This is a genomic window from Thalassotalea euphylliae (genome assembly GCF_003390335.1).
GTDB classification, from domain to species: domain Bacteria; phylum Pseudomonadota; class Gammaproteobacteria; order Enterobacterales; family Alteromonadaceae; genus Thalassotalea_F; species Thalassotalea_F euphylliae_B.
Genome location: NZ_QUOU01000001.1, coordinates 1429705 through 1441671, shown reverse-complemented (window position 1 = coordinate 1441671; position 11967 = coordinate 1429705). Strand labels below are relative to the sequence as shown.

At 45.0% G+C, this 11967-nt stretch carries 10 protein-coding genes; 8 read left to right on the top strand and 2 right to left on the bottom strand.

The window, feature by feature from the left end; genetic code table 11:
• Positions 1-9: 9 nt before the first annotated feature.
• From DXX93_RS06400 to DXX93_RS06375, 6 genes are all read left to right on the top strand, one after another.
• Positions 10-975: a glutathione S-transferase family protein gene (locus DXX93_RS06400; RefSeq protein WP_116007371.1), complete on the top strand. Its 966-nt coding sequence runs from the start codon at positions 10-12 to the stop codon at positions 973-975.
• A 48-nt stretch (positions 976-1023) separates the two neighbouring features.
• A complete protein-coding gene (locus DXX93_RS06395) occupies positions 1024-1731 on the top strand; it encodes a pirin family protein (RefSeq protein ID WP_116007370.1) in 708 nt (235 codons plus the stop codon).
• A gap of 473 nt (positions 1732-2204) precedes the next feature.
• On the top strand, positions 2205-2882 hold the full coding sequence (locus DXX93_RS06390) for a response regulator transcription factor (RefSeq protein ID WP_116007369.1): 678 nt from the start codon (positions 2205-2207) through the stop codon (positions 2880-2882).
• Between the two features lie 110 nt (positions 2883-2992).
• Complete coding sequence (locus DXX93_RS06385) at positions 2993-4414, top strand: sensor histidine kinase (protein ID WP_116007368.1); 1422 nt, start codon at positions 2993-2995, stop codon at positions 4412-4414.
• A gap of 195 nt (positions 4415-4609) precedes the next feature.
• The gene (locus DXX93_RS06380) at positions 4610-6484 is read left to right on the top strand and encodes a DUF1800 domain-containing protein (RefSeq protein ID WP_116007367.1); all 1875 of its coding nucleotides are present in this window, start codon (positions 4610-4612) and stop codon (positions 6482-6484) included.
• Positions 6485-6508: 24 nt separating this feature from the next.
• Complete coding sequence (locus tag DXX93_RS06375; protein ID WP_116007366.1) at positions 6509-7891, top strand: DUF1501 domain-containing protein; 1383 nt, start codon at positions 6509-6511, stop codon at positions 7889-7891.
• Positions 7892-7979: 88 nt separating this feature from the next.
• Here the strand turns inward: DXX93_RS06375 and DXX93_RS06370 are convergent, their stop codons facing one another.
• Entirely contained in the window at positions 7980-8867 is an 888-nt protein-coding gene (locus DXX93_RS06370; protein WP_116007365.1) for an alpha/beta fold hydrolase, read from the bottom strand.
• A gap of 367 nt (positions 8868-9234) precedes the next feature.
• On the opposite strand from DXX93_RS06370, the gene DXX93_RS06365 reads away from it, so the two are divergent.
• Positions 9235-10212, top strand: a complete 978-nt coding sequence (locus DXX93_RS06365; RefSeq protein ID WP_116007364.1) for an alpha/beta fold hydrolase — start codon at positions 9235-9237, stop codon at positions 10210-10212.
• A 53-nt stretch (positions 10213-10265) separates the two neighbouring features.
• Here DXX93_RS06365 and DXX93_RS06360 read toward each other — a convergent pair whose 3' ends face one another.
• Positions 10266-11012 carry a hypothetical protein gene (locus DXX93_RS06360; protein ID WP_116007363.1) on the bottom strand — a complete coding sequence of 249 codons (747 nt, stop codon included), beginning with the start codon at positions 11010-11012 and terminating at the stop codon, positions 10266-10268.
• Positions 11013-11173: 161 nt separating this feature from the next.
• Between DXX93_RS06360 and DXX93_RS06355 the strand changes: the two genes are divergently transcribed.
• Entirely contained in the window at positions 11174-11950 is a 777-nt protein-coding gene (locus DXX93_RS06355) for a hypothetical protein (RefSeq protein WP_116007362.1), read from the top strand.
• Positions 11951-11967: the final 17 nt, after the last annotated feature.

Sequence of the window (11967 nt, the reverse complement as noted above, 5' to 3'; positions counted from 1 at the left end):
AGCAAGATCATGGGTTTATTAGTTAACGGTAAATGGCAAGACAAGTGGTACGACACTAAAAACAGTAAAGGCGCATTCGAACGTCAAGAGAGCCGCTTTCGCCATCAAATCAGTGATGCACCAGATGCACAATATCAACCCGAAGCGGGGCGTTATCACCTGTACGTATCACTCGCGTGTCCATGGGCACATCGCACGCTTATTTTTCGTGAATTAAAGGGCTTGCAAGACATTATCAGCATTAGTGTGGTAGCAGCGGAAATGCTCGAAAATGGCTGGGAATTTGGCGAGCAAGGCAGCGCAACAGCAGATCCACTCTTTGGCTTTGACTACCTGTATCAAGTGTATTTAAAAGCCGCGCCGGATTATGAAGGCCGTGTAACCGTTCCGGTATTGTGGGATAAGAAAACGCACACTATTGTCAACAACGAATCTAGTGAGATCATCCGTATTTTTAACACCGCCTTTAATTCGCTGACCGGAAACCAGAATAATTATTACCCAGCCGAGTTACAAGCGCGTATTGACGAGGTTAATAACCAAATTTACGACACCATTAATAATGGCGTGTATCGCGCTGGCTTTGCCACCACACAAGCTGCTTATGAACAGGCCTATTTTACGCTATTTGATAGTCTTGACTGGCTAGAGCAGCATTTAAGTGTGAATCGTTACTTAGTCGGCGATACGCTAACCGAAGCCGATTGGCGCTTGTTTACCACGCTGATCCGTTTTGATGCCGTTTACCATGGTCACTTTAAATGCAATCGCAATAAACTGAGTGAGTTCCATCATATCAGCAATTACGTGCGCGAGCTTTACCAAATAACGAACGTTGCTGGCACCGTCAACTTTGATCATATAAAAGTGCACTACTACGCAAGCCATCGCACCATTAATCCAACCTTAGTCGTGCCAGTTGGGCCGGTATTAGATTTTGATGCGCCGCACGATCGCGAAGCGCTGGGCAACTAGCTCAGCGCTGCGCAGCTATTAGTGCTTAACGACTTATTAGGAATCATCATGATCAAACACTTTCCATTTCAACAATTAGGTAAAGCCAAACATGGCTGGTTAACGTCCAGCCATCATTTTAGTTTTGCTCATTATTACAATCCCAAACGCATGGGCTTTGGCACCTTGCGGGTAGTTAACGACGATTGGGTGGCCGCAGGCACTGGCTTTGCGCCACACCCGCATAAAAATATGGAAATTATTAGCTTTATTCGCTCAGGGGCTATCACCCATCAAGATAGCGCAGGCAATAAAGGCGTGACACCTGCTGGCGAAGTTCAGGTAATGAGCGCTGGCACAGGGATAGTGCACTCGGAATATAACCTGAGTAAAACGCCACTCACCTTCTATCAAATTTGGATTGAGCCAAACCAACACAATGTTAAACCACGTTGGGATAGCAAACGCTTCCCTGCACAAGCGGCACATGGCCGTTTGCCGATACTGGTGTCAGGTTATGAGGAAGATAAAGGCAAGGCGCTCTTTATCCACCAAGAAGCAAGAATATTTGGCGGAAAGTTAGCAAGAGGCACAGAGCTTGAGCACGAAATCACGCACCAAGCGTATATTCTGGCATCAACAGGCAGTGTCGATATCATTGATGGCAGCAACCGAATTCGCATGGAAAAAGGCGATGGTGCCGAAGTCACTCGCCAGCAACATATTACCATTAGTGCACATTCAGATGCCGAGCTAATTATTATTGATGCGCCCTAAAGTGCAATAGCGCCACTGTACTAATACTTTTCCATCGGCACAAAAAACAAGCATAAAAAAGGCGAACCCAAGTGGATTCGCCTAAGTACTAGAATCAAAAAAATGAAAAAAGCACTGCATCTTCAAACTAGCTGTTTTAACAAAACAGCAAAAACTTCAAACATAACACCCCTTTACAAGTGTTATAATGTAACAACAATTTAAATATTGTCGAAATACAAGCTATTTATTATAAAACAGCTAATGATTAACATAAAATTGGTAACCACCACACTATCCCACCTACAAACCTCAACACACAACATTGAGATACAATCACAAGCCAAGCATTTTTTGCTATCTCGATACATAAATAGCCATGTTTAAACCTAGCCATTGTTAGTCACGCATTTTATCCATACAAAAATGTATTAATGCCAACGAGGCAATTACGATAGTATGGAAGTTAGTATAAACAGCAAAATGCGTGATTAATGAAAGTATTACTGGTTGAAGATGACAAAGATACCGCTGGTTTTATCTTGCGTGGACTTCGCCAAGCAGGTGAATCTGCGCATCATGAAACCACAGGGAAGGCTGGGATTATATCGGCTACCACATCTCAAGTTGATGTCATTATTTTTGATCGCTTACTGCCAGACATGGACGGTATTGATGCCATTCGCGTGCTGCGCCAAGCTAAAATATTAGCTCCGATAATTGTACTCACAGCGTTAGCTGAGACCGCAGAGCGCGTCGCAGGTTTAGACGCAGGCGCTGACGATTACTTAGTAAAACCGTTCGCATTTAGTGAGCTTTACGCACGATTAAAAGCACTGTCGCGGCGCCAACCATTGCAGCCTGTTAACCATCAACTCACACTTGGCGATTTAACCCTTGATCGCACCAGCCGTAAAGTCAGTCGAAATGGACAATTGATTACGTTACTGCCACGCGAATATCAAATATTGGAATACTTGTTACTGTACCCCAATCAGTTGATCACCAAAACCATGTTGTTAGAAAAAGTCTGGGGGTTCAGCTTTGACCCAAAAACCAGCTTAGTGCAAACCCATGTTAGCCGTTTACGCGGTAAGTTAGACAAACCTTTTGCATACGATTTGATCAAAACCGTGCGCGGTAGTGGCTATATAATCAATGACGATCGCTAAACAGCAGAAGTTGGTAGTTTCTAGTAACAAAAAGCCTAATAACAACATGTCCCAAAGTAAGGCTTTTACAAATAAAGTGTTTAACAATAAAAAGCTTGGATAAAACAGCAATGACAATACCCTCTAGACCCGATCGTTTATGGCGCAATAAAAGCTTTACCACTGCACTGTTATTTGGTTTAGCCGCTACTGTTTTCTTGTCAGCGTTACTCGTCGTTCGCGCTTGGTGGTTTATCATTCACGAGCATGAAATGCTCAAAATAGAAATACAGGATTTCAAACAAGAAATTCTGGCTATTTTTCACGAAGATGGTGCCATGGGGGTGCGTGAAGAGTTTGGTTTAGAGCGCCTTCACCCGTGGACAGCAGAAGAAATTGAGCATCACGTTGCCGAAAATGAGTTAGTATTCACCGTGCTCAACCAACATGAGCGCCTTGTCGCAGGCGCAAGGCTTGAAAGTGATTTTAACTTAGCTTGGCAACAACATGCATTTGAGCTCGATGATGAAACTATTACCCTGCTCACTCACCACTTTGCTGTCGGTGAACAATTTCAAGTTGCCCTAACGCGTGTCACTTCCTGGATAGACGAAGAAGCGTGGCACGAAGCCACCAAGCTAATATTATGGGTTTGGCTCGCTATGCCTGCGCTATTTATGGCTTTGGGTGTGGTTATTGCGAAACAACAAGTCCGCAGTGTGAAGCAATTGCAAGGCGAACTTTCCGCATTGGCGGCAGCAGCAAAGTTAAGCCCTATCCCAGTTCACACAACCCCCAACGCGAATACACTACAGCCACTCGATAGCATTCGCCTGAGTATAAATCAGCTCATCGCAAAAATGTCATCAATACACCAAGATATTGAAACCATGTCGGTGGGCATTGCTCATGATTTAAAAACGCCGCTATCACGTGTTGCTAATAGGTTGCAGTTAATGCAACAGGATATCGACGACCCCAGTATGACGGCTGCTCACCTTGAGCAATGTATTGAGCAGGTCAACCTTGTTATTGCCACTTTTACGAGTATTGTGCGCTTGAGTGAGATCGAATCGGGTCAGCGAAAAGCATCGTTTACCCGCTTAAATTTATCAGAAATTATTCGCGAAATGGCAGAAAACTATGAGCCGCTATTTACTGATGCTGGCCGTACATTAACGATTTCCGTTGTCGACAATGTGTATTGCTCTGGCGATAGAGATCTGCTGAACCAAATGCTCAACAATCTGCTGGAAAATGCGTTGGAATACAGTGAAGAAAGCGCCAAAGTTTGGGTACGATTGCAAAATCACACCTCTGGCGTGTTACTGCAAGTAGGAGATTCTGGCCCTGGTATTGACGACGATGACCAAAAACGCGTATTCACCCGTTTTTATCGCGGCGACATTAGTCGCAATAAGCCGGGCAATGGTTTGGGACTCAGCATAGTCAAAGCCATCGTTAATTTACACGATGCGCCCATTACCATTTTACCCCAAAAGGACGGTGTTACAGGCGCTGTCTTTAACATTGTTATTCCAACCTCACATTAACCGCACTGCGCATATACATTTAAGCATTAAGCGCCATATTTGCTTGATGCAGTAGTTACTAGGCGCAGGTAAAGGCAATTCAAACCATACATATTTGTATGGTTTGGCGGCGGTCTTTGTATAACAACTTTCCATCAAAAACTTCTACACTGATTGAGAGACATCAAGTAACCCGAGAACAAACGGAGTAGTAAGATGGGAAAGGCAGTATCCACGACAACACAACGCTGCATATCAGTATTCACAATAGTTTTAACTCTGACGCTATTTGGCTGTGGCGGCTCAGCTGGCGGCGAGAGTGAAAACACGGTAATGCCTGTTGAACCCTCACCCGCAGAGCCTGATAGCAATGCTGAAACCGATTCAGGGAGTGACTCAGGTGTTATACTCCCTCCCCAAGGGGGTAGCGCTAGTTTTACCGCAGCAGATAATGCGTTTGCCAACATCAATAGCACTACGCGCTTTCTTGGACAAGCAACTTTTGGTGGAAAACCCAGTGAAATCAACGAGCTTGTAAACACTAGCGCTTCCACATGGTTTATCGAGCAAATCGCCTTACCGCCTTCACTCTTGCTACCCGTTGTCGACCGCTATCGACCAGATGAGGAAGAAGACGGTTTTAACTTATTTTATATTGAAGCGACCAGTTTTGGTTTTTGGCGCCATAGCATCACCGCAGCTGATCAACTGCGCCAACGCATGGCCTTTGCGCTGTCAGAAATTCTCGTGGTTTCTAATGGCGGCGGAGAAGTGCTTACCGATGTGCCAGAAGCCGTTGCGAGTTATCAGGACATTCTTATTCAACATGCTTTCGGTAACTATCGCGAGTTGCTCGAAGCGGTTACCTACTCCCCCGCCATGGGATATTACTTAACCTATTTAGGTAGTGAAAAGGGAGATGAGGCGACAGGCCGCATGCCTGACGAGAACTATGCGCGCGAGCTTATTCAACTCTTCACCCTTGGCGTTGTCGAGCTCGCACCAGACGGCACGGTTAAACTAGACGACAACGGGCAATCCATTGAAACCTATAACAATCAAGACATTACTGGCTTAGCCAGAGTGTTTACCGGTTTAAACCTCAACAGTGAACTGGTTGAAGAATCACTAGGTCAAGCGTTTAGTGTCCCGATGCAGGGCTATGCCGACAGTCACTCAACTAAAGAGAAGTCTTTCTTAGGTTATACTATTGCGGCCAACACCGACTTAACCACTTCAATTGATCTCGCACTCGATCATATTTTTGCGCACCCCAACCTTCCGCCCTTTGTCAGCAAACAATTAATTCAACGCTTGGTTAGCTCAAACCCATCGGCTACTTACGTGCAATATGTTGCTGATGCCTTCAAAACTGGTCGCTATCTGCTACCAGATGGCACGAACATCGGCACTGGCGAGCGTGGTGACTTACAAGCGACATTAGCAGCTATATTATTTAGCCCTGAGGCACGCTCGATAGAAACTATGACTGGCGGTAAAGTAAGAGAGCCTATTGTACGCTTCACCCATTGGGCAAGGGCGTTTGAAGTGACCAACATTACCCCTCAGTTTCAATCATTGTTGTGGGATACCAGCGCTGCCAATGCACTTGCACAGCATCCTTACCGCTCGCCTTCAGTATTTAATTTTTTTAGACCAGGATATAAGGCACCAGGCAGTGAATCAGCAGGCCAAGGGTTAGTTGCTCCTGAACTGCAAATTACCAATGCCAGCTCTATTCCCGGTTACATCAACTTTATGACTTATTTTATCACGGGCCAGCAGCAAGAGGCTGATATGGATGAGCTTAGAGAAGAAATAGCAGAGCTAGGTATTACCGTTAGTGAAGACGAAGTGCGCAACAGTTTCCAAGTGAGTTATCGCAATGAATTGGCACTCGTGGATGATCCAGCCGCGTTGCTAACTCACCTCAATAATTTACTCACCGCTGGCAGCTTGTCGCCGCTCACCCAAGAACGTATTTTAACCACAATGCAAACCATGGCCAACAGCGATTACGAGGCCATTGATATAGTCCACATTGCCATTTTAATGGTGATGACCTCTACCGACTACTTATATCAACAGTAAAGTGATGCCATAAGGATTTAAATAATGAATAGACGTAATTTTTTAAAAGCTAGCTCACTTTCCGCGACAGCCGCTATGACGGGCTCAATGGCAAGCTTAGCTGCGCTGTTACATAGCCAAGAGGTAAATGCGAACACCAATGAAGATTACAAAGCCTTGGTATGTGTGTTCCTCTATGGTGGAATGGATAATCACGACACTATTATTCCATACGACAACGACAGCTATCGCCAATGGGCACAAATTCGCTCGTCCTTGCTTAGTAGCTACCAAACGCCGCGAACGCGAGAAAATTTGCTTCCTCTAGTGAGCTCGGCGAGTCGCTTTGGTGAGCGCCGTTTTGCCCTACCACCTGAGATGAAAGGCCTGCAGCAACTCTATCAACAAGGCAGTATGGCAGTGATGGGCAACGTCGGCCCTTTGTTAGAAACGACATCAGCCGACAGTATCAATAATGAGACGGCGAAATTGCCAGCGCGTTTGTTTTCACATAATGACCAGCAATCAACTTGGATGTCTGGCACTACCGAAGGTGCACAACTCGGCTGGGCTGGTCAGTTGAACGATACGCTGATTCAATCAGGGCAACAATCGGTCAGTACTTTTTCAGCTATCACAACTTCCGAAGCAGAATTATTACTGACAGGTGCTCAAACCACCCCGTTTCACGTGCAAGGTGGTAGTGCAGTCAGCCTAGATATACTCGACGAAAGTGATGGTGCCTTACAAGCTCAACTACTCTCGCACTTTAGTGCGCAAGACAGCAATAAAGGCGCACTCATTAAGCGCGACCTAGCGACTAAAAATAATCAGGCTTATGCCGCCAATGCGCTTTATAACCAAGCATTAAGTGCCAATAGTGGCGGGAATATTCAAATGCCCCGTTCACGCTTGGGCAACCAACTTGGCGCAGTCGCCAAAACTATTAATGCGCGGAGCCAATTACAAAGTAAGCGCCAAATTTTTATGGTCGCTTTAGGTGGTTTTGATACCCATTCAGAGCAAGCGCAAAGTTTACCAGGGCTCCAAAAAATGCTCGATGAGGCAATTGTTGGTTTCTATCAAAACATGGTGGCGATGGATTTAGCAGACAAAGTAACCTTATTCACAGCCTCCGATTTTGGTCGCACCCTAGCCGTTAATGGCGATGGCACAGATCATGGCTGGGGAGCGCATCATTTTGTTGTTGGTGGCGCAGTAAATGGCGGTCATATTTATGGCGATATTCCACCAGCAACATTTAACCACGCGTTAGATGCTGGCAGTGGTCGACTAATTCCCACAACTTCAGTCGAGCAATACGCGGCAAACTTTGGCGCTTGGCTCGGCTTAGGTGAAGCAGAATTAGCTTCAGTATTTCCCAATTTGGCAAACTTTAATGAAAGACCGACTCTATTTCAGACGTAGGCATAGAAACTAAACACAGAAACCAAGGCACCAACAAAAGATGCTGACCTAAAACCGCCAAGCTATGCTGATTGTTCGGTTTGTGCTTTTAATTGATGTTTGCTTGATGTTCTATTTGATGAAAGTCCAAGAAGGCATCAACTACGCTGCTTGGTGCTTCCAGTTGTGGGTAGTGACCAATATTGTCTAACGCCGTAACATCGGCGTTAGCGATTAGCTCCTCAAATCGAGCGAGCATATGAGCGCCAGAAATAGGATCTACCATGCCGCAAATCAGCTTAACGGGAATTTTTGCCTCAACGAGCGCCCCCACCCAACGCTCTCTGTTTTGTTTGCGTTGTACAATATAGTGAATGAGTTTGGGCATGATTCTCAGGCCATTATTGTGTGTCAACAGCTCCCAGAGGCCGTCAATGACTTCCTTTGAGGGTGGTGTGTCTTTACCAAAAATTTTATTAAAATTGCGCTGTAACGCTGATTTAGTGGTGAGCAAGGTGATCAAGTTACCAAGCGGTGACAATAAGAGCTTTTGCAGAAGGACAGGACGATGTGTCTCAGGAAATAAGCCACCGTTTAACAAACAGCAACTGAGAATGTTAGGGTCGGCAATCGGCTCCGCCTGCCTAGCCAACAGCTCTTGCGCCACAGTATCACCGTAATCGTGTGCCAAAATATGGTATTGTTCAACAGCAAGTTGATTTAATAAGGTGGTGAATAGGCTCGCTTGTTCGCGAATTAAATAATCGATGCCAACGGGTTTATCTGAAAAGCCAAAGCCTAACATATCCAAAGTGATAAGCTTAAAATGCTGCGCAAGTGATTCCCACATTGGCTGCCAGTCCCAGCTGGCACTGGGGTAGCCGTGTATAAGCACGAGCGCTGGCCCACTTGCCAATCCCCCCTGACGAACAAATATTTGATGGCCGTTTAACTTAACCAATTCACCTGACGCTTGCCAAGCCGATAATAGTTCCATGTCGCTTCCCTTCGCAGTGTTACTCTATCTCAGTTTTACTCAATTTTGCACTGAACAAGTGAGTGCATCTTTCTTGTCGCACGAATCTTACTTCCGCCATATAGCGGTAATTCGATATAAGTAGCGTCAATTTGCTCTAGCTAATGACCGCAAATCCGCGTTCAGTATTTCATCACAAAACAGTGTACCTAATTGTCATCGCAATTTCACAATAAAGATGCACAATGATGAGCAAATAGGAAAACTAGCTGTTGAGCCGCGCTAGTTAGTATCAATTAAATGAACTATTTCAAGTGTTATCAGGCCATTAACTTTCAAATTATGGCTTACAGAGCAGATTTATTTATCGATTGGCAATATTTCAGTAATGCAGTCAGTTAACGTTCGCAACGGCATTAAACTCAGTTACCAAGACCGCGGTCACAAATCAGCACCGACGATCATTTTGATCATGGGCTTGGGTGCTCAACTGACCGTATGGCCCGATGAACTCTACTTTGGCTTAGTCGAAGAAGGTTTCAGAGTGATTCGCTTTGATAATCGCGATGTCGGCCAATCCAGCCAACTCGATGAATTTGGCAATCCCAGCCTAGTAAAAAGCTGGCTTAGTACGCGTTTTCCTCGGCGAATTAAAGTTCCTTACCTGCTAGAAGATATGGCTGATGACGTGTTGGCCTTAATGGCTGCGCTAAAAATCAAAAAAGCGCATTTAGTGGGTGCATCGATGGGCGGTATGATAGGCCAGATATTGGCAGCACAGCACAAAAAACGTGTGCTGAGCTTGACCTCTATTATGTCTTCAAGCTCTAGCCCGAAAATTTCGGGCAGCAATATCACGGTAATGTTAAAGCTCGCTAAGCGCCCTAAATCCAATGCTAAAGAGGCTGCTATTCAATATCATATGAAAATGAGTCGATTAATTGGCAGCCCTCAATACCCTGTCGCCGAGCAAGAATTACACAAGCTTGCCACAAGAAATATCGAACGAGGCTATAATCCCTCAGGTTTTAAGCGTCAATTAGCGGCGATCACGGCAAGTGGTGATCGCCGTAAACTCGCGCAAAAGATTAACGTCCCAACTTTGGTTATTCACGGCAGTGCAGATCCTGTCATCCCACTTCACGCTGGCATAGACACTGCCAAGCGCATTCGCAAAGCCAAACTAAAAGTCGTTTACGGTATGGGCCACGACTTTCCTGTGCCTTTAATGCCTAAACTGACGAAATGGATCAGTAAACACGTCAACAAATCCCACGAAAAAGCGCAAATAAAAGCACAAGCAAAAGCCGACCAACGCCGTGAGAAACAGCAAAATAAAGCAGCAAATTTGTCGTTGATAAAATAGCCTCACTGCCAACACAAATTATCAACGCCTTCCATAAACATTAGCCATTAATATTAACTATCAACATTTGACAGGTTGACACTACCCGAACCATCACTGATCAAGTTGAAACGGCGAGCATTGTTTACATTGATGCTCCCAGAGCCATCTCTCACCGTCACCTCGCCCTGTGCATTGGTGACATGAATACTGCCCGAGCCATCGTCAATCTCAATATCGCCAGCGACTTGTGTGATATCAATCGGACCTGAGCCATCCTCAATTTTCAGCCCCGTATGATTATTGTTAATCTCAATACGACCTGAGCCGTCGGCTATTGAGATAACGCTCGTGTTGTTAGTATTTATACTACCCGACGTATCTTGAATCATGGTTGCCAAGTTGGCGGGCAAAGTCACCGTAACGTCGATGCGCGTATCGCTGTTACAGTTGTTCGCAGCCAGCAGTGCTTGCGCTTCACCTTTGGTGTAATCGAGCGACAAGCAATAATCATTCTTCGCAGTGCGCTGATATACTTGAGCGGTTACTGATATTTCATCCCCCTGCTCGCCAACTAGCACTAAACTGCCAGCCCCCGCATCAATTTTAAATTGTTCAAGGTTGGCGGCATCAAGCGTCAGGTTTTTGGTTTCAACAAGTTCGTAATCGTTAAACCAACCAGCCAATGCACTGGTGCTCGTCATAGTGACAAGTAAAGTTGCAACGACAGTGTTTAGGCGGCGAGTGCTAATTCGACCAGTACCATTGCGACTAGATACGTAATTGACTGAGTTATGTCGTGAATAAGTGGATGATGTCATGTGTATTTCCTTTATTTTTAACGCAATTCAACTGAAAGCACAGATAAATATTGATGGCTTGAACACTTTGACGCAACTCTTATCACAAAGGTTTAAACGGCTAGTAAATTTTCCAAAGAAAAAAATTAACCATTTTTTAACAAATTGGACAGTTTAGCCATATGACCACCATTGGTGAAAATTTATACTGGCAAAAAACGGATGTTTATGAGGTAGGAAAAATGGTTACTTTATTTAAACGTATTTCATTGTTCTCAATATTGTTGGCGGCAAGTCATACCGCCAGCGCTAGCTTAATTGTCAATGGCAGCTTTGAGCAGCTGAGTTTTACTGATAACTCAAACGAGCAGGGTCAAGTTTTTAACACTAACCTCGCAGATTTTGCTGATAAAAATGGCGCTTGGGACGTGTTTTACAATTTACCCGGTTGGCAAACCAGTTATGGTAACGGCATTGAATTGCAGAAAAATGTCGTCACTAGCTCACAAGATGGTGACTATCACGTTGAGTTAGACTCGCATATTAGCGGCAGCTCCAACTCAATGATGACACAGATTATCGACTCGTTAGTGATTGGCCAAAACTACTTGCTGGAGTTCTACTACATGCCAAGAACTCATAGCAATGATGACAACGGCATTAATGTTTACTGGCATGATGCTAACGTCAGTTTTGACCATAGTATGCAAGCGCAACACGTTGCTAATGGCAACCGCAGTAGCATTCCTAATTGGCAGCTTGAGTCGGTAAGTTTCACGGCAAGCGCCACTGAAATGGCGTTGAGTTTTGCCTCTGTTGGCAGACAAAACACCTTGGGTGGATTGGTCGACAACGTATCACTGATTGCCGTAAGTGAACCGCCAGCTATTGCCCTAGCGCTTAGCGCGGCAGCAATCTTTGGTTTTAGACGCCGTCAAAAGTCAAAGATAAAAGAGTAACCTAGCAACGCGCTTTA